Annotated in this window: 27 protein-coding genes; 10 read left to right on the plus strand and 17 right to left on the minus strand. The window is 37.8% G+C overall.

All coding sequences use genetic code 11. The features are described from left to right. Nucleotides 1-106 precede the first annotated feature (106 nt). Genes tadA through QUD79_RS05715 form a run of 3 tightly spaced genes read right to left on the minus strand, consistent with a single transcriptional unit; the run spans nt 107 to nt 2,458 of the window. Nucleotides 107-637: a tRNA adenosine(34) deaminase TadA gene (gene tadA, locus QUD79_RS05705; protein WP_184425700.1), complete on the minus strand. Its 531-nt coding sequence runs from the start codon at nt 635-637 to the stop codon at nt 107-109. Nucleotides 638-661: 24 nt separating this feature from the next. Further along, nucleotides 662-1,840, minus strand: coding sequence for a radical SAM family heme chaperone HemW (hemW, locus tag QUD79_RS05710; protein ID WP_184425702.1), 1,179 nt, complete (start codon nt 1,838-1,840; stop codon nt 662-664). A gap of 3 nt (nt 1,841-1,843) precedes the next feature. After that, a complete protein-coding gene (locus tag QUD79_RS05715; RefSeq protein WP_246455009.1) occupies nt 1,844-2,458 on the minus strand; it encodes an XTP/dITP diphosphatase in 615 nt (204 codons plus the stop codon). 107 nt (nt 2,459-2,565) lie between these two features. Between QUD79_RS05715 and QUD79_RS05720 the strand changes: the two genes are divergently transcribed. After that, nucleotides 2,566-3,177 (plus strand): EamA family transporter, encoded by a 612-nt coding sequence (locus tag QUD79_RS05720; protein ID WP_246455010.1) that lies wholly within the window; start codon nt 2,566-2,568, stop codon nt 3,175-3,177. Between the two features lie 56 nt (nt 3,178-3,233). Next, nucleotides 3,234-3,470 (plus strand): EamA family transporter, encoded by a 237-nt coding sequence (locus tag QUD79_RS05725; protein ID WP_286290776.1) that lies wholly within the window; start codon nt 3,234-3,236, stop codon nt 3,468-3,470. Nucleotides 3,471-3,498: 28 nt separating this feature from the next. On the opposite strand, the gene QUD79_RS05730 is transcribed toward QUD79_RS05725, so the two are convergent. From QUD79_RS05730 to QUD79_RS05745, 4 genes are all read right to left on the minus strand, one after another. Then, the gene (locus tag QUD79_RS05730) at nt 3,499-3,939 is read right to left on the minus strand and encodes a DUF4426 domain-containing protein (RefSeq protein ID WP_184425704.1); all 441 of its coding nucleotides are present in this window, start codon (nt 3,937-3,939) and stop codon (nt 3,499-3,501) included. A gap of 61 nt (nt 3,940-4,000) precedes the next feature. Further along, nucleotides 4,001-4,549, minus strand: a complete 549-nt coding sequence (locus tag QUD79_RS05735; protein WP_184425706.1) for a YggT family protein — start codon at nt 4,547-4,549, stop codon at nt 4,001-4,003. A 36-nt stretch (nt 4,550-4,585) separates the two neighbouring features. After that, nucleotides 4,586-5,401 carry a pyrroline-5-carboxylate reductase gene (gene proC, locus QUD79_RS05740; RefSeq protein ID WP_184425708.1) on the minus strand — a complete coding sequence of 272 codons (816 nt, stop codon included), beginning with the start codon at nt 5,399-5,401 and terminating at the stop codon, nt 4,586-4,588. Nucleotides 5,402-5,575: 174 nt separating this feature from the next. Continuing rightward, complete coding sequence (locus QUD79_RS05745; protein ID WP_184425711.1) at nt 5,576-6,247, minus strand: YggS family pyridoxal phosphate-dependent enzyme; 672 nt, start codon at nt 6,245-6,247, stop codon at nt 5,576-5,578. 59 nt (nt 6,248-6,306) lie between these two features. On the opposite strand from QUD79_RS05745, the gene QUD79_RS05750 reads away from it, so the two are divergent. After that, nucleotides 6,307-7,350 carry a type IV pilus twitching motility protein PilT gene (locus QUD79_RS05750; protein WP_184425714.1) on the plus strand — a complete coding sequence of 348 codons (1,044 nt, stop codon included), beginning with the start codon at nt 6,307-6,309 and terminating at the stop codon, nt 7,348-7,350. Nucleotides 7,351-7,568: 218 nt separating this feature from the next. Continuing rightward, on the plus strand, nt 7,569-8,693 hold the full coding sequence (locus tag QUD79_RS05755; protein ID WP_184425716.1) for a PilT/PilU family type 4a pilus ATPase: 1,125 nt from the start codon (nt 7,569-7,571) through the stop codon (nt 8,691-8,693). Between the two features lie 77 nt (nt 8,694-8,770). On the opposite strand, the gene QUD79_RS05760 is transcribed toward QUD79_RS05755, so the two are convergent. The 6 genes from QUD79_RS05760 to rsmE form a co-directional block, all read right to left on the minus strand. Then, nucleotides 8,771-10,456, minus strand: a complete 1,686-nt coding sequence (locus QUD79_RS05760; RefSeq protein ID WP_184425718.1) for a pseudouridine synthase — start codon at nt 10,454-10,456, stop codon at nt 8,771-8,773. 4 nt (nt 10,457-10,460) lie between these two features. After that, entirely contained in the window at nt 10,461-11,420 is a 960-nt protein-coding gene (locus QUD79_RS05765) for an AEC family transporter (protein WP_184425720.1), read from the minus strand. A gap of 61 nt (nt 11,421-11,481) precedes the next feature. Then, nucleotides 11,482-11,928, minus strand: a complete 447-nt coding sequence (gene ruvX / locus QUD79_RS05770) for a Holliday junction resolvase RuvX (RefSeq protein ID WP_184425722.1) — start codon at nt 11,926-11,928, stop codon at nt 11,482-11,484. Further along, a complete protein-coding gene (locus QUD79_RS05775; RefSeq protein WP_184425724.1) occupies nt 11,928-12,482 on the minus strand; it encodes a YqgE/AlgH family protein in 555 nt (184 codons plus the stop codon). Before QUD79_RS05775 ends, ruvX begins: the two co-directional genes overlap by 1 nt. 58 nt (nt 12,483-12,540) lie before the next feature. After that, complete coding sequence (gshB, locus tag QUD79_RS05780; protein ID WP_184425726.1) at nt 12,541-13,491, minus strand: glutathione synthase; 951 nt, start codon at nt 13,489-13,491, stop codon at nt 12,541-12,543. Nucleotides 13,492-13,505: 14 nt separating this feature from the next. Then, nucleotides 13,506-14,252: a 16S rRNA (uracil(1498)-N(3))-methyltransferase gene (rsmE, locus tag QUD79_RS05785; RefSeq protein WP_184425728.1), complete on the minus strand. Its 747-nt coding sequence runs from the start codon at nt 14,250-14,252 to the stop codon at nt 13,506-13,508. A 233-nt stretch (nt 14,253-14,485) separates the two neighbouring features. On the opposite strand from rsmE, the gene truA reads away from it, so the two are divergent. The 6 genes from truA (at nt 14,486) to purF (ending at nt 20,359) form a co-directional block, all read left to right on the plus strand. Next, nucleotides 14,486-15,268, plus strand: a complete 783-nt coding sequence (gene truA / locus QUD79_RS05790) for a tRNA pseudouridine(38-40) synthase TruA (protein WP_184425730.1) — start codon at nt 14,486-14,488, stop codon at nt 15,266-15,268. A 147-nt stretch (nt 15,269-15,415) separates the two neighbouring features. After that, entirely contained in the window at nt 15,416-16,273 is an 858-nt protein-coding gene (gene accD / locus QUD79_RS05795) for an acetyl-CoA carboxylase, carboxyltransferase subunit beta (RefSeq protein ID WP_184425732.1), read from the plus strand. 11 nt (nt 16,274-16,284) lie between these two features. Continuing rightward, the gene (gene folC / locus QUD79_RS05800; RefSeq protein ID WP_184425734.1) at nt 16,285-17,559 is read left to right on the plus strand and encodes a bifunctional tetrahydrofolate synthase/dihydrofolate synthase; all 1,275 of its coding nucleotides are present in this window, start codon (nt 16,285-16,287) and stop codon (nt 17,557-17,559) included. An 8-nt stretch (nt 17,560-17,567) separates the two neighbouring features. Then, entirely contained in the window at nt 17,568-18,197 is a 630-nt protein-coding gene (locus QUD79_RS05805) for an SPOR domain-containing protein (protein ID WP_184425736.1), read from the plus strand. Between the two features lie 136 nt (nt 18,198-18,333). After that, nucleotides 18,334-18,822 carry a CvpA family protein gene (locus tag QUD79_RS05810; RefSeq protein WP_184425737.1) on the plus strand — a complete coding sequence of 163 codons (489 nt, stop codon included), beginning with the start codon at nt 18,334-18,336 and terminating at the stop codon, nt 18,820-18,822. 19 nt (nt 18,823-18,841) lie between these two features. Then, the gene (gene purF / locus QUD79_RS05815) at nt 18,842-20,359 is read left to right on the plus strand and encodes an amidophosphoribosyltransferase (RefSeq protein ID WP_184425739.1); all 1,518 of its coding nucleotides are present in this window, start codon (nt 18,842-18,844) and stop codon (nt 20,357-20,359) included. Between the two features lie 119 nt (nt 20,360-20,478). Here purF and QUD79_RS05820 read toward each other — a convergent pair whose 3' ends face one another. From QUD79_RS05820 to QUD79_RS05835, 4 genes are all read right to left on the minus strand, one after another. After that, nucleotides 20,479-21,081 carry a Yip1 family protein gene (locus QUD79_RS05820; protein ID WP_184425741.1) on the minus strand — a complete coding sequence of 201 codons (603 nt, stop codon included), beginning with the start codon at nt 21,079-21,081 and terminating at the stop codon, nt 20,479-20,481. A 218-nt stretch (nt 21,082-21,299) separates the two neighbouring features. Further along, a complete protein-coding gene (locus QUD79_RS05825) occupies nt 21,300-21,578 on the minus strand; it encodes a hypothetical protein (protein WP_184425743.1) in 279 nt (92 codons plus the stop codon). A gap of 199 nt (nt 21,579-21,777) precedes the next feature. Then, on the minus strand, nt 21,778-22,395 hold the full coding sequence (locus QUD79_RS05830; RefSeq protein ID WP_184425745.1) for a class GN sortase: 618 nt from the start codon (nt 22,393-22,395) through the stop codon (nt 21,778-21,780). Nucleotide 22,396: 1 nt separating this feature from the next. Beyond that, on the minus strand, nt 22,397-24,670 hold the full coding sequence (locus QUD79_RS05835; protein ID WP_184425747.1) for a marine proteobacterial sortase target protein: 2,274 nt from the start codon (nt 24,668-24,670) through the stop codon (nt 22,397-22,399). Nucleotides 24,671-24,965 lie beyond the last annotated feature (295 nt).

The raw sequence follows: 24,965 nt of genomic DNA on the forward strand, positions 1-24,965 counted from the left end.
TGCCTTTTGGTTAATCAGAACTAACCTAAAGCTATCGTATGATTAAAATTAGGCGGATGATGTTATAGCGAGGGCGTATAGATTAGCGTTTTCAGGTTGTTCTAAATTAATCTTTAGCTTTTTCCACTTTCCCCGCTTTAATTGCTTTTTTCTCAGCCCGCCGACGTTGAAAAAACGTGGATAATTGCTCACTGCATTGCTCGGCTAATACTCCTGAAACCACATCAATTTGATGATTTAATTTATCATGATGGGTAAGACAAAAAACGCTGCCAGCACTACCGGTTTTAAGATCTGCCGCGCCAAACACTAAGCGTTTAATGCGACTATGCACCAATAAACCTGCGCACATAGGGCAAGGCTCTAAAGTAACGTATAAAGTGCAATCGATCATGCGATAATTATTAAGCACGTTACCCGCTTGGCGAATAGCTAACATTTCAGCATGGGCGGAAGGGTCATTAAGCATGATTGATTGATTATAACCTTCACCAATAATTTCATTATTAGCAACTACCACTGCGCCTACCGGTATTTCATTATGCTGCTGGGCAATATCAGCTAATGCGAATGCCCGTTGCATAAATTGAATATCAAGTAAATGCTGCTCTTCAGTGTTTGTTATAATTTCTGTCATGTTATAAGGCCATTGGGTGCTGCTTTACGAAACTAAGAACAATTCTAATAAATCATTAAGATAACGGTGACCTAGCTCAGTTACCTGCCAATGTGAGTCAGTATGGCTCATCAAGCCTTTCGCTTCTGCGAGCGTTAGCGCAGGTTGTATTGCTTCGGAACTAAGCCCAGTGGTTTGTTCAAAGTGTTCAAGGGTAAAAGCTTGTTTTAGACGCAGTAAGTTCATCATAAACTCGAACGGCAGTTCGTCTTCTGAAACTATAATTAGTTTATCTAATGCCTCACGATCTTGATCTAAGTAACCTTTAGGGTGTTTTACTTTAACTGTTCGTGTAATGGTGTTATTAGTGGTATCGGTAATTTTACCGTGAGCACCACAGCCAATCCCAAGGTAGTCACCAAACTGCCAATAGTTAAGGTTATGCTGGCATCGCTTATCGGCTTTACTATTGGCTTTACTATAGGCTGAAATTTCATATTGTTGATAACCTGCCTCTGCAAGTAGTACAAGGCCTTGTTCTTGAATATCCCAAAGGGTATCGTCTTGCGGTAGCTTAGGTGGTTTTGAATAAAAGGCGGTATTAGGTTCAATGGTAAGCTGGTACCATGAAATATGATCAGGGTTTAATGATATTGCGATGCGTAAATCGTCTAAGGCATTTTCTAACGACTGGTTAGGTAAACCATGCATTAAGTCTAAATTAAAGCTTGTTATTCCTGCTGTTTTGGCAAGTTGTACGGCAATTTTAGCTTGTTCGCTGTCGTGAATACGCCCTAGCTTTATCAGCTTATCGGAGGCAAAGCTTTGTACGCCTATTGAAAGGCGAGTAACTCCAGCTTTGGCAAAACCTTTAAACTTATCGGCTTCTACTGTACCCGGATTGGCTTCTAAAGTTATTTCAATGTCACTGTTATGGTCAAAGCGAGCCAGTACTTGTTCAAGTATTGAACCAATTCCTTGAGCTGAAAATAAACTTGGCGTGCCGCCGCCAATAAAAATACTGTGCAGTGGGCGGTTTGTTAATGAAAAGCGTTTAATATCATCATCTAAATCTTTAATTAACTGAATAATATACGCTTGTTCTGGTATTTCTTTTTGGCCTTTACCTTTGCCAAATTCATGTGAATTAAAGTCGCAATACGGACATTTTTGTACACACCAAGGAATATGAATGTAGAGCGAAAGGGGAGGGGCAGTCAGCATCGGTTATTTTACTTTTTTTAAGTGTTGAACTAATTGTTTTAAGGCTTGAGCACGATGACTCAATTGATTCTTTAATTCTCGTGGTAATTGTGCTGAGGTCATTTGTTGTGCTTCAAGCCAAAATAAAGGATCGTAGCCGAAGCCTTGCTCACCTTTAGCCTCGGTTAAAATACTGCCTTCCCAAACACCATGACAAACAACAGGGGTTGGGTCTAAATGATGTTGCATGAACACTAAAACACAGTGAAAACGTGCGCTACGGTTTTCAACACCCTGCATTTCTTTTAATAACTTGGCATTATTGAGCGCATCGTTTGCACGCTCACCGGCGTAACGGGCTGAATAGATACCGGGCGCGCCGTTTAACGCATCAACTTCTAGCCCCGAGTCGTCGGCTATTGCGGGTAAACCAGTAATTTGAGCTGCATGTCTGGCTTTAATAATCGCATTTTCAATAAACGTTGTACCTGTTTCGTCGGCGTCGGAAACATTAAACTCGCTTTGAGGTTTGATATTAATACCATATTGAGTCAGTAAATTATCTAGCTCTTTAACTTTACCAGGATTACCCGTTGCGAGTACTATTGTTGAATTGGACTTTTGCATGAATGTTGACATAAGTTGGCTTGCCCTAAAGCGTATTTTTTATCAGTGCGCATCATACCTTAATATCAATAAAAGGGGGAGTATGTGCGAGTGTTATTTTAATTGATTAAGGGTTTACTATGTCACTAAAGGATAGCTTTTTAGGCTTAATTATTATTTGTCTTTGGGGTTTTAATTTTATTGTTATTGCGTTGGGTGTTGAAAGCATTCCACCGTTATTAATGGGGGCATTACGTTTTCTCTGTGTGGCATCACTCGGTTCACTTTTTGTTAAAAAACCATCTATTCCATGGCATTGGATGGCAGCTTATGCGCTAACACTTTGCTTTGGTCAATTCGCTTTTTTATTTAGCGCAATGGCTTATGGTATGCCTGCCGGATTAGCTTCACTAGTACTGCAATCTCAAGCGGTTTTTACCTTAATATTTTCAGCGATTATGTTAAAAGAAGTGATCAAACTACCACAAATATTCGCTATGGTAATTGCTGGAATTGGCTTAACAGTTATAGGTTTTTCCGGTGCAGATACTCCGATGACTTTATTAGGCTTTGTGCTAACTATCGTTGCGGCAATAAGCTGGGCAATAGGTAATGTAGTCAACCGTGTAATTAATCAACGTGGTTATAAAGCAAGCATAGGTTTAGTGGTTTGGTCGTCTTGGATCGCATTTATTCCATTCTTACTTTCTAGTTATTTTTTGAAGGGCAGGAAGCCATTATCTCCGCACTGACTAATTTTAACCTTATCTCAGTCGGCGTAATTTTATATTTAACTTTTGGTGCCTCAATATTAGGTTACAGTTTATGGAGTTATTTACTGCAACATTATCCTACTGGACAAGTTGCGCCGTTAACCTTAGGCGTGCCCGTTGTTGGCTTAATTTGTGCTACGCTGTTTTTAAAAGAAACACTCTCACTCCAACAGGGCATCGGTGGACTGCTAGTCATGCTAGGTTTGATCGTCAATACAGTGGGAGGAAAATTTAAATTCAAGAGAAAGGTGAACAGCGAAAAAGCGGTGTAGCTTTCATGCTGTTCATTATTAACTAAGCTCAGTCAACATAAAATTTTTGTGAGAAGCTTAACGTGTGTGTTTCTTTACCGTCGGTAATGGTTAAGTCGAAATTAATAGTTTCGTCGTTGCGATAACTCACTTGGCCAAGGTAATAAATTGCATCACCTTCTTTTACTTCGGTAAATTCAAGTGTTTTACTTTGACCTGCTAAGTTTTTGGCAGTGCCTGTAATACGTACTGTTTTAGCTGGGTTGCCTTCAATGGTATTGTCCATTACAGAAATGTTAACTAAACCATTATAACGACTGCGAACAATGTTGTAGGCTTTAGCTACTTCAGGCGTTAAAAATGTTGCATCAATCGCAATATAATGCACGTTCATACTGCCGAGCTTTTTCATGTTTTCGGCGACTGTTTGAAATGAAACTAACCATACAAACAATAGTGTAAAAACACTTTTAAAAAATAAGTTATTCATAATATTACTCTTTTTAATATATAGCTTAAAACATAGCCTTGGCTGTTCTAACAATGAGTTGTTACAACATACCCCAGTATGGGATCCAACCTGATAATAAAATATTAATTACATTAAGTAATAAAAAGGCGATTAATACCGATAAGTCTAGGCCTCCAATACTGGGTACTATGCGGCGAATAGGGTTTAAAAAAGGCTCTGTTAGTTGGTGGAATATAACTTGTGTAGGGTTGTAGCCTTGCACCACCCAACTCATTATTGCCATTATTAACATTGCTACAAATAATAAAAAACCTACTTGTTTTATTGAAAACAGAAAACCAAAATACAGCGCTGATACCGGGTCGAAAGGCCCGCCATTCATCATTGGGATAATTATATATTTAGAAGTCGAAACTAATAGTATTAACACTATCGTTGCAATATCTAAACCAGCAAACCCGGGTATAACTCGGCGTAGCGGTATAACCAAAGGGTTAGTAACTTTTACAATAAATTGGCTTAAAGGATTGTAAAAGTCTGCTTTTACTACTTGAAGCCATACACGAAAAATTAATACTAGAACAAAAGTATCTAAAACAAACTTAAGCAAATAATTAATTGCTTCCATTACCAAACTCCAAAGTTATTATTCGTATTTACACTATTAATTGCTATTCTCAGCCATTTCTTTAGCACGATGCAAGGCACTATCCATTGCATTTGTTACAAGTTGTTCCAAGCCACCATCAATTAATGTGGTTAGCGCCGCTTGCGTAGTACCACCTTTCGATGTCACGTTCTTTCGTAATTGGCTAATGGGTAAGTCGTTATTAATTACCATTTGTGCAGCGCCAAGTGCTGTTTGTTGTACTAATTCTCGGCTTTCTTGTTCAGTAAAGCCTAAGGCTATTGCTTTGTTTTGCATTGCTTCCATAAACAAGAAAAAATAAGCAGGGGCAGAGCCTGAAACTGCAATAATATGGTCTATTTCAGCTTCAGTATTAAGCCATTTTATGATGCCAACAGATTTCATAAATTCGGCTGTTTGTTGTTTTTGGTTTTCGCTTACATCAATTGAAGCATATAAACCGCTTACGCCGTAACCTAATTGCGATGGCGTATTTGGCATTACTCTGATCACAGGGTATTGACCATTTAAGGCTTGTTGAATTTGTTCTATGGTACAACCGGCAGCAACCGAGACAAAACACTTGTTTTCTATCGCTGTTTCAGTTGCAATCTCTTGGCATACTTGTGCAATTAAGTGAGGCTTTACCCCTAAAATTACATAATCAGCAAAAGCAACAGCTTCTATATTTGAACTCGTATGCAACACTCCATATTGCTCGCTAAGCGCTTCACGCTTTGGCGCCGAAGGATTTGCAACAATAATGTTTTGTGGATTAAACCCTTTATTGACTAACCCTGAAAGAATGGCGCCATTCATATTTCCTGCACCTATAAATGCTAATTTGGTCATATATCTCCTAAAAAATGTGTAGCCATCAACCGCAAAACTGTGCTTTTTTTATTGATTTTAACATCGCTAATTTTAACAACGAAAAGTTGAGTTGTGGTTAAATGGTATTTATTTCAATTATCTTTTCAATTAATTGAACGAATATAAACTGGTGCAATTTTAACATAGTGAGGCTTATCTTTCACCAAAAATGGCGGTACCAATGCGCACCATAGTTGAGCCAGCATTAATTGCATCGTTTAAATCGCCAGACATTCCCATTGATAAGGTATCAACTGTATTATAGCGTTGCTTTAATGTAGTAAACAGCTTGTGCATTTGATTAAAGCTTTGCGCCGCATTATTTTTCTCAGGGATCGCCATTAAGCCTCTTAAGGTTAAATTTGGCGACAAAGCTACCTGCTCTGCAAGGGTGTTAACTTCGTTAATTGCAATGCCAGATTTTGTACTTTCTTGGCTAATATTCACTTGTAAACAAATGTTTAGCGGGGTATGGTTGCAAGACCTTTGATCATTTAAGCGAGTGATAACTTTGGCTCTATCAACACTTTGTACCCAATCAAAATTTTCAGCAATAAGCTTTGTTTTATTCGACTGAATAGGGCCAATATAATGCCAAACAATATCCTGCAAATGTTTCAATTGACTAATTTTGTCAACCGCCTCTTGAATATAGTTTTCACCAAAGCTGAGTTGCCCCGTATGGTAAGCTTGCTTAATCAATTCAATAGGTTTTGTTTTACTTACAGCCAGCAAAGTAACTTGCTCGGGCGATCTGTTAGCTTGTTCACAAGCACTTTTTATTTGCAGATTAACTGCTGCAATATTATCTTTAATACACATCATAAAATTAAGTATAGCCTTTCAGCTTTTCGCTGGAAATCTGTTAAATCAAAGAGGTTTTTATGGATATTACCGAATTACTCGCGTTTAGCGTAGAAAATAATGCATCTGATTTACATCTTTCTACCGGCATTCCTCCTTCAATTCGCGTTGATGGTGATGTTAGAAAATTAAATATTCCAGCGTTTGACGCTAAAGATGTTAATGGTCTTGTTTATGACATTATGAATGATAGACAGCGAAAAGAGTACGAAGAAAACTTAGAGGTCGATTTTTCATTCGAAGTACCAAATTTAGCACGTTTTAGGGTGAATGCGTTTAATCAAAACCGTGGGCCGTCGGCAGTATTTCGTACCATTCCTAGTAAAGTGCTTTCGCTTGAAGAGCTTGGTTGCCCTGATATTTTTAGAGATATTTCTGACACCCCTCGTGGTTTAGTGCTTGTTACAGGCCCTACTGGTTCGGGTAAATCAACTACGCTAGCGGCTATGGTTGACTATATTAACAAAAATAAATATCACCATATTTTAACCATTGAAGACCCGATAGAATTTGTTCATGAAAATAAATCGTGTTTAATTAACCAACGGGAAGTACACCGTGATACATTAAGTTTTAATAATGCGCTACGTTCTGCGCTTCGTGAAGACCCTGATGTTATTCTTGTGGGTGAAATGCGAGATTTAGAAACCATTCGTTTAGCAATGACAGCAGCAGAAACGGGCCATTTAGTCTTTGGTACCTTGCATACAACTTCAGCACCAAAAACAATAGACCGTATTATTGATGTGTTTCCAGCCGAAGAAAAGTCTATGGTGCGTTCAATGTTATCTGAATCATTACGTGCGGTAATTTCACAAACGCTAGTTAAAAAAGTTGGCGGCGGACGCGTAGCTGCGCATGAAATTATGATAGGTGTTCCAGCTATTCGTAACTTAATTCGTGAAGACAAAATTGCACAAATGTATTCAGCTATTCAAACGGGTATGTCGCATGGTATGCAAACAATGGATCAATGTTTACAAAACTTGGTTAATCGCGGCATGATTTCGCGCCAAGATGCGATGGAAAAAGCGGCAGATAAAAATCAATTTAAAACATATTAGCACTGCTGTGGTTGTTTAATGTTAATTTTAGTTTCTGCTATTACCCTGTTTCTTTCTTGGCTAATGGGCTTTAGTACTGATACCGTGCAAAGCACGGTATGAAACTTAATATGCATTTGATACTGGTAAGCATTCAGTGTGTAGATTGGCTACTCTATCAAGCGCCACAAAATTTAAAAATGAACAGCCCCTAACATGCATAATGAAAAGAGCATTATATGAGATTTCATAATTTACTAGTTAAAATGGTGCAAGAAGATGCATCCGACATGTTTGTAACAGCTAAATTACCTGTTAGCGCAAAAATAAATGGCGAGTTACAACCCATCGATTCACAAGTGCTAACCGCAGATGAAGCGTTAGGTTTAGTGCATGATGCAATGAATGAAAAGCAAAAGAAGCAATTCGACGAAGAGAAAGAGTGTAACTTTGCAATTTCTATTGATGACATTGGTCGATTTCGTGTATCCGCATTTTGGCAAAGAGATATGGCTGGCATGGTTGTACGTCGTATTGTTACCGAAATACCAAGTGCCGACGATTTAGGGCTACCCTCAGTTCTAAAAGACGTTGTAATGTCTAAACGTGGTTTAGTGCTATTTGTAGGTGGTACCGGCACCGGTAAATCAACCTCGATGGCAGCGTTAATTGGTTATCGAAATAAAAACTCTCGTGGGCATATTCTTACTATTGAAGACCCAGTTGAATTTGTACATGAACATGGTAAGTCGATGATTACCCAACGCGAAGTTGGGCTAGATACCGAATCGTTTGATGCCGCATTACAAAGCTCGTTACGACAAGCACCTGATGTTATTTTAATTGGAGAGATCCGTTCAAAAGAAATAATGGAACATGCATTAAGTTTCGCGGAAACAGGGCATTTGTGTATTGCTACCTTGCATGCCAATAACGCAAACCAAGCGATTGACCGGATAATGCACTTAGTGCCTTCAGATCAACATGGTAAATTGTTATTTGATTTAGCATTAAACTTACGCGGCATTATTGCTCAACAACTTATTCCTACCCGCGATGGCAATGGCCGAGTTGCAGCAATTGAGATTTTATTAAACTCGCCGTTTATTGGTGAATTAATTAAAAAAGGTGATATTAGTAGCATTAAAGAAGTTATGGAAAAGTCTACTGAACAAGGAATGCAAACCTTTGATCAGGCTTTATTTACTTTATACCAACGCGGTTTAATTAACTATGCAGATGCATTGCATCATGCTGATTCACCTAACGATTTACGCTTAATGATTAAATTGCGCAGTAATGACCAAGGCGGCTCTGGCTCGCTAGCGGGTGTAACCTTAGATGGGTTAGAGCCTAAAGAATAACTTGGTGTTTGCTGCTAGCAATAACCTTCAACGTTAGCACCTAGCCTAATCATTCATTAGGCTTTAACTGCGGTTAATTAAAAGTCGGGTTCACACTCAAAGGTCAATGGTGCTTTTGTAATTGGGTGACAAAAAGCGAGTTGTTGTGCATGTAAATGCAATCGATTAGCTTTTTTTCCATATAAATCGTCACCCACTATAGGTGAGTTTAAACCGTCGCTGTGGGCGCAATGTACGCGCAATTGATGAGTTCTACCTGTTTTAGGGTATAAATATACGCGACTTACTTTGTCTGATTGTGAAATCAGCTGCCATGTAGTTTCCGCTTTTTTCCCCAATTCATTACACACTAATTGCCTTGGGCGATCGTTTAGATCACCTCTCAGTGGAAGCGTGATCTTACCTTCAGTGCTATTTACCTTCCCTGAGATAACCGCAATATAACGCTTGCTCACTTCTCTTTTGATAAATTGCTTTTGTAAGCCTTTGTGGGCGCGAGGGTTAAGGGCTAATACCATTAAACCTGACGTAGACATATCAAGTCGATGAACAATTATGCCGCCTGTTGCTTGCGGAAATAATTGTTCTATTCTCGTTAACACTGAGTCGTTAATGTGTTTTCCTGGCACAGAAAGAAATTCAGCCGGTTTATTTACTACAACAATGTGAGTGTCTTGATAGATAATGGCTAAGGTTTTGCCTGCGGCTGGGTTTTCTAGCAATGGATTATTATCAATTGCCATGCCTTCAAGCATGTGAGTTAAAATTGGTTGGCATTTGCCGATACATGCTGGATAAAAGTTACCATGCTGACGAATTTCAGACTTTGGTGATACTCCCCACCAAAATTCGGCCATTGCTAAAGGCGTTAAATTATTAGCAAAGGCATAATGTAATAGTTTGGGTGCGGCACATTCACCTGCGCCAGCTGGTGGTGGATGCACAGAGTCTTTAAAAATAGTGTTAAGGTCTTTTTTAGCCCCTTTTATATTTAGAAACTGATAATGTTCAAAGAGTTTTTTTTGCAATGCATTAGAGCGTTTTTTGCGTGTTAATTTAAGCTTATCAATTGCGTTGTTATGTACTAACAATGCTTGCTCTAACTGTTCTATTTGGCTTTTCCATTGCGCTTTTAATGCGTTTAAACTATTTTTATTTGCAACACTTTCTTTATTTAATTGTTCATTTAGCGCATTAAAATTATGCTCTGATAATGTTACTTTTGCTGAGGTTCTTTTCGCTTTTCGTTGTTTTTTTTGCTCAGCATTACTGTGTTGTAATTGGGTTATTTCGTTAACAGATTCGGTTAGGTAGCGTGAAAGTAATTGTTTAGTTTCAGTATATGCTTCGTTTCGAAGGCGCGAATCAAGATCATCATTTATTTTGTTAATTGCTTGTTGTTCTGTTAAGAAAAAGTCTTCTTTAATTAACATATCAAATACTGGTGGAACAAAATGCTGGTGAACATTTTTATCTGCTAATTTTCCTGAAAATGCTGATAAGTAACCGATGGTATTATCACTTTTTTTAACTATTAGTACCCCAAACATTTTGCCTGTTGCATCTTCAGTATTGCCTGTTAAGCCAAAATTATGCTGCCACTGTGTTTGTTCGTCTAAATAGCGCTGTAATTCTTTTGCGGCTAATTGGCATAGAGGATGGGGTTGGTAATAAAAAGGAAAGGTAAATCGCTTCGGTAGAGCAAAGCCTTCAATAGCGTGTTTGAATTCGGTAAAGCATGGGGCATCATTGAATAAAGTCATTTAATTAAAGTGCATCTTTTGATAGTAGCCAAAGCCAGCAAGGTAAAGTTATAAGACAACATAAGGTGGAAGCGACAATTGTGCCAGCAACTGTTTCACGTTGAATGTTTTGTATTTTAGCAATTAAATAGGCATTAACCCCTGTTGGGCATGCACTAATAATGACTAAAGTACAAATTACCTCGTAGGGTAATTTCAGTAAATGCTTACTGGTTATGTAAACAAGCGCTGGTAGCACTATCAGCTTCATTATTGTTGCGAAAGTAATGAAGTACTTTTGCTGTTTTATGCGGTAAAAGGTGAGTGAGCACCCTAGTAAAAATAATGCCAATGCAATAGCAGGGCTACCTAATAAAATAAGGGTGTTGTTAAGTACAGCAGGTAAAGAAATTGGTAGGAGGTTAACTATCAACCCTAATGTGATGCTAGCAACTAATGGGTTTAGTAAAGTTTGCTGAGCAAGCTTATGCCAAATAGCATCTTTTACTTTGTTGGGGTCATTTTGTCTTTGACTGTTTATTGCTAACACACTCGTTAAGGTAAACAATAAGGCACTATGAAAGGTAATAATGAGAAATACTAGGCTAATTGAGTTGTCGCCAAAGGCTGCAATTAATACGGGTATGCCTACAATTACGGTATTAGAATAGCTTGCGCCTAAGGCAAAAACAGAAGAGGGCGCAGAATGGGTTTTGTGCTCAGTATGAAAACTATAATTAATTAAATATGCAATGCTATAGCTGAACAGCAATGGGCCGTAGAAGGCGAAAAAGTAATTAATATTAACATTACCGGCAAGCTCAGTTGTTGCCATTTTTTGAAATAAAAATGCAGGAATTAACAATTTAAAGGTTAATTTACTGATCGCATCTATATCAGCTTTACTCAGCCATGAATGTTTAGCACAGCCATAGCCCAAAAAACAAATGAGCGCTAATGGCAGAATAATTTCAATGATATTCATGGATGCGAGTTACGTTTAATAATCAAGAGGGGATTATTATAACAAGTGTTACACCATAAGTTTACGAATTGTATTGAGCTTCAAAATAACTTTCGATGATCAGTGCTGCTGACAAAGCATCGATATTATCTTTTTGTAAATTCTTAAAGCCACCATGAGCAAATAAGCGCTCTTTTGCGTCTGCTGTAGTCAAACGTTCGTCTTGAAAGATAACCTGTTTTGCAAATTGATTAGACAAACGATTACCGAACTTTTTGGCATCTAATGTTAACTGTTGTTCACTTCCGTCCATATTAAGCGGTAACCCCACAACAAAAAAGTCGGGCTGCCACTCATTAACAAACTTGGCGATGTCTGGCCATTGGGGAATACCGTCTTTTGCTTTAACCGCACCAAGTGGTCTTGCACTACCCGTTAACTCTTGACCAAGTGCAAGACCAATAAATTTTTTGCCAAAGTCAAAACCAATAATGGTGCGTTTGCCTTCGTTGCTTGTGCTACTTGTCATTAAGCATGACCTATTTCAGATGATAAGTGAGCAACATCAATCCCGAGCTGTTGCGCTGCCTTTTGCCAGCGATTTTCTATAGGAGTGTTAAATAAAATATCGCTAGTAGCGGGCGTTGTTAGCCATGAGTTTTCATGAATTTCTTGCTCAAGCTGGCCAGGCCCCCAACCAGCGTAACCCAGCGCGACTAAGTAATTGGGTGGTGAAATTTCAGTACCTAATGCCATTAAAATATCTTTTGAGGTTGTTATCATTACCTCATCACTTAGCGCTAATGAACTACTCCAACAGTCTTGAGGACTATGTAAAACAAAACCTCTATCAGGAGAAACAGGCCCACCGCTTAACACCATTTGCTCTAGAGCTGGTAGATTCTGCTTTTTACTGTCTAACTGGGATAACAGTTCATTTAGAGTCACATTAACGGGTAAGTTGATAATAAGCCCCATAGCACCTTCTTTATTGTGCTCACAGATATAGGTTACTGTTTTACCAAAAAACGACTCGCCTAAACTTGGCATAGCAATGAGTAAATGATTCTCTAAACTGTCCACTATTTCACCTTAATAACTTCATCAAAAATTGGTACTAGCCGAAGTACAGTTTTCCTGATTATTTAACTAAATGTGCCTCAATAGCATCCATTAGTTTACCACTGATGTTTATCGGATATGCAGCTTCAATTTCTCTTATGCATGTAGGGCTGGTAACGTTGATCTCAGTTACTTTGTCGCCGATAACATCTAAACCAACAAAAAATAGTCCACGTTTTTTCAATTCTGGCGCTATGGTGTCAGCAATTAATTTATCTGTTGCAGACAATGGACGAGCTTCACCTCTACCGCCTGCAGCTAAGTTTCCTCGGGTTTCACCTTTAGCCGGAATACGAGCTAAGCAATAAGGCATAGGTTCGCCATTTACAATTAAAATGCGCTTATCGCCATTGCTAATATCAGGAATAAACTCTTGCACCATTGCATACTGGCTACCATGTGCGGTTAATGTTTCTAGAATAACCCCCACGTTAGGATCGTTTTCTTTTACGCGAAATATAGAAGAACCGCCCATACCGTCAAGCGGTTTAATGATCACGTCTTTGTTGTCTTGATAAAATTGACGAATAAGATCATTGTTGCGCGTAACTAATGTTTTTGGTGTTAACTCAGGAAACCAAGCAGTAAATAGCTTTTCATTACAGTCTCGTAAACTTTGTGGTTTGTTAACAATTAATGTACCCGCTAATTCAGCACGCTCTAACATATAAGTGGCGTATATATATTCGGTATCAAAAGGAGGATCTTTACGCATTAAAACAGCATCTAAAGACTCTAAAGCAATATCTTCGGCTTCACCTAGGTCATACCAATGTTCAGGGTCGTCATATACTTTAACTTGCTTTGTGCTGGCTCTACATTGCCCTTGGGTTAAATATAAACCTTTCATTTCAATGTAATAAAGCTGATAACCACGCTTTTGGGCTTCAAACATCATTGCCATTGATGAGTCTTTACGAACGTTAACTTCTGAGATGGGATCCATCACTATGCCAAGCTTAATTGTCATTTTTTTTCCTACTATTATTTAATGTCGCCATAACGACATTGTAGCGCAGTAATTGCGGTTAACGCTGCTGTTTCAGTTCTTAGTACTCTTGGTCCTAATAATACCGGTTGAAAATTGTATTGTTCAGCAGTGGTAATTTCTTCATCGGTTAAGCCGCCTTCAGGGCCAACTAGTAAACGAACTCTATCATTAATTTCGGGTATCGACATAATAGAGTGTTGAGCTTTTGGGTGTAAATTCAATTTTAAAGCAGTACTTTGCTGAGCTAGCCAATCGGTTAATTGTTCAGGTTGCTTAACTTCAGGCACGTTACAACGCCCACTTTGCTCGCAAGCGCTATTCACTATTTTTTGCCATTGCTCTCGTTTTTTATTTAATCGCTCTGCATTTAGTTTAACACCACAACGCTCTGTAAATAATGGTGTAATAGTATTTACACCTAGTTCTACTGACTTTTGCAGGGTAAAGTCCATACGATCACCACGAGAAATACCTTGACCTAAATGAATATTAAGCGGCGATTCTGTATTTTTTTCAGTAAATGAATGAATAAGAGCTTGAGCGCTTTTTTTACCTACATTGATAAGCTCTGCATTAAATTCACCCCATTTACCCTCAAATAATTGTCCATTGAATAAGGTAATGTTGTCGTTATTAGTTAAACGTAATACGCGAATAATATGACCAAATGCATCAGCATCTAATTCAATTGTAGTCTCTATTTGTAAAGTTTGGTTTTGATAAACTCTAGGATTTCTCATTAATGTACTGAAAATAGTTAACTAAGTTAATACGAAGATAGGGTTCATATAGCCAAATTTCAATGATTAGTGTATATTTTTGTCGAAATTTTAGCGTTGTTATCGTGCTTTCATGCTATCAAAAATCCTTTATAAGAAATTAATGGATTATCTCTTAGTTCAAAAACAATTACTTTCTTCCACATATTGTTATAATACGCGCGCTTAAAACAAGTAAGGTTTAGGGGAAGTTAATGCGATATGCTTTAGGCATAGAATATGATGGTAGTAAATATTATGGCTGGCAGCGTCAAAAGGGTGTGGTGGGTGTTCAACAAAGATTGGAAGAAGCCCTAACTAAAATAGCCGATGAGCCAATTCAAGTCGTATGTGCAGGCCGAACTGATACCGGTGTTAATGCCACTAATCAAGTGATTCACTTTGATACAACTAAAGTAAGAAAAGACGTTGCTTGGACATTAGGGGTAAATACTAATTTACCTAAAGATATTGCCGTAACCTGGGTCAAAGAGGTCAGTGACGACTTTCATGCTCGTTTTAGTGCTACAGCGCGGCGATATCGTTATATTATTTATAACAGTCCATTACGCTCGGCTATTTTAAGCCATGGTTTAAGTTTTTGTCATTACCCCTTAGATGAACAATTAATGGCTACGGCTGCACAATATTTGGTGGGTAAGCATGACTTTACCTCTTTTAGAACAGTGCATTGTCAAGCTCATTCACCCATTCGGACATTGCATCATCTAAAAGTGACTCGCCATGGTGATTATTTAGTATTAGAAGTTAAGGGTAATGCATTTTTACATCATATGGTGCGCAACATTGCTGGCAGTTTGATGAAAGTAGGGCAAGGGCTAAAACCGGTAGAGTGGATTGAAGAAGTGCTTATGGCAAAAAATAGGTGCTTAGCAGGAATAACAGCCCCAGCTTCAGGCTTATACTTTGTTGGTGTTGATTACCCTGAAGAATTTAATTTACCAAAGCGAAAATTTGGACCATTATTTTTAGAATAATGACCAAAACTGACAAAACAGACCAGTTTTTTATATTCAATATACCGTGGTTTGTGGTCTAATTGGCGGTTATTCTTGATATTACTAATAATTTGGTGATAGTTTGCAACTATTATCAAGTTTCTCTCGTGCAATAGGCAATATATTATGAGCTGGATAGAAAAGATTCTCCCGAAAGCAAAAACGACTGAGCGCAGCAGTATTCCTGAAGGAGTATGGAGTAAATGTACTGCATGTAACGCTGTATTATATAAAGCTGAACTAGATCGACAAATGTCTGTTTGTCCTAAGTGTGACCATCATATGCGTATTACAGCGCGTAAACGTGTTGAGGGTTTTCTTGATCAGGGTGAACGAGTCGAATTAGGAAGTGAATTTGAGCCACAAGATATTCTAAAATTTAAAGACACAAAACGTTATAAAGATCGTATTTCAGCGGCCCAAAAAAACACAGGTGAGAAAGACGCACTTGTTGTAATGAAAGGTGAACTTTTAGGCATGCCTATCGTAGTTGCAGCATTCGAGTTTTCATTCTTAGGTGGTTCGATGGCTTCTGTTGTTGGCGCTAGATTTGTAAAAGGTGTTGAGTATTGTTTAGAGCATAACTTACCACTGGTTTGTTTTTCTGCCAGTGGCGGCGCCCGTATGCAAGAAGCACTTTTCTCTTTAATGCAAATGGCAAAAACAAGTGCAGCTTTAGCTAAAATGAGTGAAAAAGGCCTACCTTACATTTCTGTTTTAACTGACCCTACCATGGGGGGTGTTTCAGCTAGTTTAGCAATGCTGGGTGATGTGAATGTTGCTGAGCCTAAAGCATTAATTGGTTTTGCTGGCCCACGAGTTATTGAACAAACAGTACGTGAAAAACTACCAGAAGGTTTCCAACGTAGTGAGTTTTTGCTAGAGAAAGGTGCGATAGATATGATCGTTGACCGTCGTGAAATGCGTGACACTTTAGGTCGCCTTTTGTCGAAGTTTACTGGTCAACCCACGTCAGATAATTAATAATATAATTTATGAAAAGTAATTTTTTAAGCCACTCAAACGAGTATACACTCGATGAGTGGCTTTCTTATTTAGAGTCATTACATACGAGTGAGATTGATCTAGGCTTAACACGAATTGGTGAAGTTGCTACTCGCTTATCGATAGATCTTTCTTTTGCAAAAGTAATTACAGTAGCAGGAACAAACGGCAAGGGCACTACCTGTGCGTTTATTGAACACACTTTGCTCAGTAAAGCAAAAACAGTAGCGGTTTATTCTTCACCACATATTGAACGCTTTAATGAAAGATTACGCATTAATCAACTAGACGTATCTGATCAAGCGATTGTTAACGCGTTTAAAAAAATTGAACAAGCCCGGCAGGACATTAGTTTAACTTACTATGAGTACACTACCTTAGCGGCTTTTTTAGTGTTAATGATAGAACAACCAGAATACATTATATTAGAGGTTGGTTTAGGTGGTCGTTTAGATGCAACTAACCTTATCGATGCAGACATTGCCGTGATCACCACTGTTGACTTAGATCACCAAGCTTTTTTAGGTAATGACAGGGAAACTATTGCTAAAGAAAAAGCCGGTATTATACGGGCAAACCAATTGACTGTTTTAGGAGAAACTTCTCCAGCTAACAGTGTTTTAGCTCATGCTAACGCGCTAAAAGCAAAGGTTATTCAACGAGATAGTGCATTTTTTGTTGAAGTACATTCAAATAATACTTGGTCATGGCATAACAGCAATTTTCGGTTTGATAACCTACCTGTACCTAATATTCCTCTTGATAATGTTGCAACTGCCATAGCGGTCATTTGTTTACTATTATCTGATATAACTGAATCTGAGCTAGCGAACAATATTAAAGAAACGAAAGTTGCAGGCCGTACAGAGCTTTTCAAAGCAAAGTGTCATGTCATGTTAGATGTGGGACATAATCCGCTTGCGGCTCGTTACTTAAAGCACTACATACAAACAAACGCACAAGCGATACGCTACACTAAAATACATGCAGTAGCAGCTATGCTTGCTGATAAAGATATTAATAGTACCTTGAATGAACTCACCGGTGTTATCGATCAATGGTATGTAGCAAGTTTATCTGTGTCTCGCGGCGCAAAAGCCGAAGTGTTAGCACAATCACTAAGCTTGGCAAAAGCTTCAGTGAATTGCTTTGACAAAGTGGAAGATGCCTATAAAATGGCTGTATCTCAAGCACAACCAACAGATTTAATCTTAGTTTTCGGATCATTTTATACCGTTGCAAGTATCAGAAAATTGTTACTTTAGGAGTTACAGTGTCTACACCTTTTCAAAATCGACTTGTAGGAACCGTTATAGTTGCGGCAATCGCTATCATATTTTTACCCGATATTTTAGACGGTGAGAAAAAAACATATCAGGAAGAGTTTGATCAAATTCCAGCAGCACCAAGCATTGATTTTACACCTACTAATAAGCAATTTGATGAGCAAAAGCTCGAGCAATTAGCCCAAGAAAACATATCAGATGAACAAGCGCTCGACGATGAATTAGCGGTTAATAATGACGAAAGCGATGGTGTAAAAGTAACCACACTACCCGTTAAAGAAGATAATATCTCTGATCAGAAAGTACAAAGTAAGTCAGACTATGCCCAAGAGCAGCGTACAGACAAATTGCCTGAAAAAGCCGTTTTAAAAGAAGCTTGGGTAATACAACTGGGTAGTTTTCGACATAAAAAAAATGTTGATGATTTACTAAAGAAACTTAAAGATAATGGCTACACCGCTTTTAGTAAACCAATTAAAACAAGAACAGGTAACTTAACTAAAGTGTTTATCGGACCTGAGCTAATTAAGTCTAGCTTGGAGAAAAAAGTTCCAGCACTTAAAGAACTTACTACTGTTGAAGGTAAAGTAGCACGCTTTACACCCACAGATACGTAGTAACGTTCATTTATTGTAGATAGTGAGTTAACACATCAAGAGTTGTCGTTACTTAGAGCCAATCACAAAAAAATTGGCTAAATAGCGTCTAAATCTGTTAGAATGCGCGCCTCTAATCAATGAGAATAATCGACCTATGATTTGGATAGACTACGCCATATTGGCAGTCATTGTTATATCAACACTTATCAGTTTAGTAAGGGGCTTTGTTAAAGAAGCGGTGTCACTTGTTATTTGGATCAGTGCATTTTTTATAGCAAGTTCATTTTATGCAGACCTTGCACTTTATCTGACAAATATTTCTGATCAATTACTTCGTAATGCAGCAGCCGTAGCCATTTTATTTATTACTACGTTAATTTTAGGTGCGTTAGTAAATTATATTATTGGGCAATTGGTTGAAAAAACAGGTTTGTCAGGAACCGATCGAGTACTAGGAATTGTTTTTGGTGCTTTACGAGGTCTGTTAATTACAAGTGCGATACTTTTCTTCTTAGACGCTTTTACCCCTGCGGCACAAAGCAAATGGTGGCAAAGTTCTCAATTGATCCCAGAATTCACATTAATTATTGAATGGTTTTTTGAATACCTCAAACAATCTTCAAGTTTTTTAAATAAAGCTTAATTCGGCGGAGAATAACTTTATGTGCGGTATAGTTGGCATTGTTGGTAAAACACCAGTAGGTCAGGCGATTTATGATGGCTTAACTGTTTTACAGCATCGAGGACAAGATGCAGCGGGTATTGTGACTATTCATAATAATACCTTTAGAATGCGAAAGGGCAATGGACTGGTTAAAGATGTGTTCCATACACGTCATATGCTACGTTTACAGGGAAATGTTGGTATTGGTCATATTAGGTACCCAACAGCAGGCACTTCAAGCTCATCTGAAGCCCAGCCGTTTTATGCTAATTCACCTTTTGGGCTGTCTTTAGCTCATAACGGTAATTTAACTAATGCCGATGAATTAAAAGATTGGTTATATACGGAAGCTCGACGCCATGTTAATACCACATCAGACTCTGAGTTACTGCTAAATATTTTAGGCCACGAATTACAACAAACTGGCCATATTAGTTTAACCCCAGATGATATTTTTACTGCCGTTGCTAATGTTCATAAGCGTGTTCGTGGTGCGTATGCAGCAACTTCACTTATTATTGGCCATGGCATGGTTGCATTTCGTGACCCATACGGAATTCGCCCACTCGTTTTTGGTAAACGTGAAACGGCAACGGGCAATGAATATATGGTAGCGTCTGAGTCTGTGGCATTAGATGCTAATGACTTTACCTTTGTACGTAATGTAGCGCCTGGCGAAGCCATATTTTTTACTGAAGATGGACAGCTTCATAGTAAGCAATGTGCTGAAAACCCACAGTTAAACCCATGTATTTTTGAATATGTTTATTTTGCGCGTCCGGATTCCACTATAGATAAAATTTCTGTCTACGGTTCACGCGTTGAAATGGGTAGAATGTTAGGTAAGAAAATAGCTAAAGAATGGGCAGACGAAGATATTGATGTGGTAATACCTATCCCTGAAACATCGTGTGATAGTGCGCTACAAATTGCCCAAACGTTAAATTTACCTTACCGCCAAGGTTTTGTTAAAAACCGTTATATTGGTCGTACTTTTATTATGCCGGGTCAAGAGCAACGTAGAAAGTCTGTCCGCAGAAAGCTTAATGCAATTAACGCTGAATTTGCAGGTAAAAACGTGTTACTAGTTGATGACTCTATTGTACGCGGAACAACGTCAGAGCAAATTATTGAAATGGCAAGAAGTGCAGGCGCTAAGAAGGTTTACTTCGCCTCTGCGGCCCCTGAAATTCGTTTTCCTAACGTTTATGGTATTGATATGCCAAGTGCAAACGAATTAATTGCTCATGGTCGCGATGTTGATGATATTTGCCAGTTAATTGGTGCTGATAAATTAATATTCCAGTCAATTGAAGACTTAAAGGCAGCTGTTACACTTACTAATCCAAGTATCAAAGACTTTGAAACATCTGTTTTTAATGGGCAATACATCACCAAAGATATTGATCAGGCTTACTTAGAAAGATTAGATGCACTACGCAGTAATGAAACTAAAGAAACGTCTGACAAAAATGCTGACTCTATTATCGATATGTATAATGAGGGTGCTGAATAGCACAAGATAATTAACTTCACTGAAGTTAACTTTTGAACCACAAATAAAAAGCAGCGATAATATCGCTGCTTTTTTGTTAGGTAAATATGCTAGGTAAATTTATTAGTTATAATTGTTAACTAATTCGGTATGTAATCGGTACCAAATCCCATACCAAAAAGCACAGCACTAAAAGCCATTAAACCAACTAATAATACTAAACCACAGGTAACTACAGAACTTGAGTAAATAAATCCTTTCTCTTCAGGAATATTCATCATAATCGGAACACCCGAATATAATAAATAAACAGAATAAGCTAACGCACCTAATCCGACAACGGCAACAAACCAAAGTACTGGATATAAAGCAGATAGACCGGCCATTAATAATGGTGTGGCGGTATATGCAGCTAATTCTAAAGATTGTGAGAACTTAGGTTTAGCATCAAATGTTTTAGCCATCCATTGAACTAAGTATGCAAGCCCAACAACACCAAAAACTAGCCCACCATACATAGCAACAGACATAGCGATTGCACTTGTCTGTGGTAGCTTTATTACATCGCCTGCGCCAATAGCCCATCCCAAGTGTGCCGTTGCGTAATAGCTACAAATTGCGGGAATTAAAGCAATAACTAATATATGAACCGTACTATATATTAAGCTTTCATGACGTTTCTCTATCGTTTGCCATTCTTCTTTTGGGTGAGCATAAAGCCCCCATATATGATTTAAGATCATAATTTTATCCTCTTGCAGTCCCCAAATTATGCTAAACAGAAATAAATACGTTTAACATCGCTTTCAACGTTATTATTTTTTTTGTTGATAACCTATTTATGTAAGATGTTGAGGAGTTCGTCAAGGGTTGATTGACAAATAGACAGATTAAAAGGCAAATTCTTTATTTTTATAGCTAAAATAACCTAAATTTATATCTATTAGAACTATTTGAGCTATTAAGAAACTTTAATACGAACAACTTTCATTACTTCAATATCCATTCCTGCAATACTTTCCGTTGCTGGATAATAGGTAATATTGACCAAGTTCCCGGTTAAAGTTTGATATTTTTTGCGTCTTTTATATTTAAATGGTGCAGAAACATTTTCAATCATAACGGTATTTATGTACCACTCGTCTTCTTCGCGTTGTACATGTGATGACACTTTTAACTCTTCGCTATGTATGAGGTTTTGATGCTTTTCAACTAACTTTTTAATTGCTTTTTTTGACATACTAAACTCGACTTGTGGTTAATACCTATTATTTATTAACAGTCCCTAAATACATGGGTGCAATAAATACCGTTGGGCTAAGTATCTCAATAAACGCTTAGTTAAAACAGGGATATTCAACAATACTTTAATTTTTTATCGCTACTATTGAATGTTTATTGACCGCAATCAATCTAATTAGCTATTGTGTTGAGTGTGTTTACAATAGCTTTGCGGTGATCACATAGCGCTCATCTGTTTCATCACTTAGGCTATTAAACGGGTAGCATGTAATTAATACTAAACTGCTATCATTGACAGGAATAGGTAGTTGTCCAGATGAGGCGTTAATTATATCAATTGCTTCAACTTGATAGAGTTGGCTACGCCCGTTTTGATCTGTCATTGAAATCACATCTTTCATTATAATATTCTCCAAAAAAGCAAAGTGACTATCTCTATGTCCCGCAACAACAAATGGTTTACTACTATTTGTTTGATTAAATGGCGCAACCGCACCTGCTGAAAAAGCTAACGTGGTAGGGTCGCCGCCGTTTAGTACCACAATGCTTTGTTGTAAACGCTCAAAAGCTAATTCTGCGATAGGAAAGGTGTCGGCCCATGGCCAAGGTTTAATAGCCACTTTTTTACGAGTATTCACTAAGTCGTTTCCCAATAGTTTATGAGTATTAATAAGCGACTTTTGTTGAGCTATCGACTGTTGCCAGCTTTGTTTTATCAGTACTTGTGATAACCATGCCTTTGCTGGTAACCAGCTGGCATGAATGCACAGTAGGCTACCAACAACCAATAAAGCTTTAGCTGTGATGGTGAACATGTTATTTGGCTCGTAATCGAATGGTTAAAAGTGCAATTATCATCAACAATAATCCCAGTAAAAATTGTTGCTGCCAGCCTAGTGCGGTTTTAGGCATTGCTATTAGTAAATTATCAGTTTGAGCACTTGATCGCTCAATTGCATTTTTAGCCGTTTGAGATAATGAGGTGTTCACTTGTGGTTGTTTCTCAATTGCAATAAAACTGGTGTATGGCGAGATAATTTGGTGAGTAATAGAGGTAGCGATTACTTGTTTTTTAACTTGTTCTTTGTCAATGCCTTTTACTAAACCATCAAGTAAGTCTTCAATTTTACTTCTCGCCCAGAGTGTTGAAATTCCTTTCGATGGTTGGTTGTCATCAATGATCAGTTGTTGATACCAAGGTTGATTTTTCGTTTTACCGGTAAGTTGCACACTTATTAATGGCAATGCTGACTTTATGGCGACTTGCATGGGTTCGCCAAGGTACAGATCTGTCGGCTTTTTAGGAAATACTTCAACCTGGTGATGAATTTGACTATCAACTATTAGCGCTATATCACTCAAAGCAGGTTGGCTAATTTTAGTCATTAAAGTGGCTATATGGCTTTGCACTTCGTTACTGTTTTGGATGTAAAGATAGCTGCCACGGCCAAACTGTGCGGCTTTCTTCATAAAATATCCATTGGGTGCAGCGCCAATTCCTATAGTAAATAATCGAAAGTTATGTTGAGCACCGTCGAGTAACTGCATTAATTCAAACTCGTTAGCAACCGCTCCATCAGTTATGAATACCACTTGTCTTATTGCTTGTTCTGATTGCTCACTGTTTTTTGCCATTATTAAGGCTTGGCTCAGTGGCCGATACATTTCAGTGCCACCATCGGCTTTTAAACGCTGGATAAATTTTAACGCTTGATTAACGGTATTACTTGTTACCATTTGAGTGCTAGAAAAAAGTAAATCAACTGAATCGTTAAACGCAATAATATTAAAGCTATCACTGCTATTAAGTAGAGAGATGGCATGTTGCAAACTTTGTTTTGCTTGAATCATTGAGCTACCTTGCATAGAGCCCGAAGTGTCAATAATAAAAATAACGTCTCTTGAAAATACTGCAGGCTTATCAGTACTTGGTGGAAAGAAAGTGAGTAGTGTGAAATATTCTTCGCCTACTTTTTCTGTGAATGTACTTATTTGAGGTTGCTGACTAGGTTCTAGTTGCCAGGTTAAATTAAAGTTTTTGTTGGTAAGGGTTTTCGCTTTGGCTAAGCTGATCAAAAATTCAGATTGTAGGTTATTAATAGGCTTTGTGTTTATTTGATGACTTGCGCTTTTTATTGAAGAAACGGCTACACCAGCGTTAAGCACAACACTAATAGCTGCCTGACTTTTAGCTACAATCTCTGAATTAGCACCGCCAAAATTTAATTCATTAGCGGTAAAACTATTAATATTTAAAGTGCTTGAATCAAAATCACTTGATTGAGAACGACTTGCCCCAGCGTCGATTAATTCATAACTATTTACTTGTGTAACGCTTGAGTTAGCAGCCTGATAATTTGCACTAGAAGAAGGGGCTGAGTGCTCTGCCGGCGACTCATTATAATGCATAGGCTGATAACGAGTGGTCATCGCAAGGGGTAAGTTTATATTAAGTTCATTATTTAGAAATGTAACAGGCATAATAAAGGTGAGCGTAACGGTAACTGCTGAACGGGGAGGAATGTTAGCAATATTGTTAGTAAATAAATTAGCTCGTTGTTGCTGTACTAAACTGGCCTTTTTTCCCTGTGTTTTTGCTTTGTTATAGGCCTTCTTAGCTGCTTGCTTTTCCATGATTTGGCCAATAATAATGTTATCACCAACCTTTACAGTTAAGTGCTTAATTGCAGCATTTTCAGGCATTGGAAACTGATACTTACCGTCTAATTCAAGCGGGTGGGGGTTTATAAAAACTTGCTTTATTTGTGTGTATGCAATTAAACCGCTTACTTCAATACTAGCGGTTATATCAATGGGCAATGAAACATTATTTTTTTTATCAGGATGATTAAATATTAATTGAGGACTATAAATTAATGGGTTTTCATTTGTTGTATTGTGCTCAGTAGATTGCCCCTCATTAAAGTTTGTACTTTGTGCCAACGGAATAATCACCACAACAAGGCATGCTAACAGAACAATTAGTAAAATATACTTTAACCATTTTTTACGTTGTTTCTTACGCTTTTGTTGGTAGTAATATGAGTCTTGATAGTCAATGAATTGTATTTTCTTAAATGAGTTAAACACATGTTTTCTCCAATATCCTTGTTATAAAACCTATTAAAACAAAAGAAAGAGTGTTTATTACGGTGAAATAAAGGCAATTTAATGAGCAATTATGGCAAAACTATGGCAAGTGGGTAGCTGTACCAACTAGGGCGTGTTGAACTTTTCTTGTACATTTATGCAGCGATTTATTTGGTACTTATACAAGGCTGAACTTATGTATGTAATGGAGTTGTTCCCTAATAAATAAGTGAAAACGCCGTAGAAAAACCAAAGGAGCACTGTTCTTTGGATACGTTTAAACATGATTTACTTT

This window comes from Thalassotalea piscium (genome assembly GCF_030295935.1).
Taxonomy (GTDB): Bacteria; Pseudomonadota; Gammaproteobacteria; order Enterobacterales; family Alteromonadaceae; genus Thalassotalea_B; species Thalassotalea_B piscium.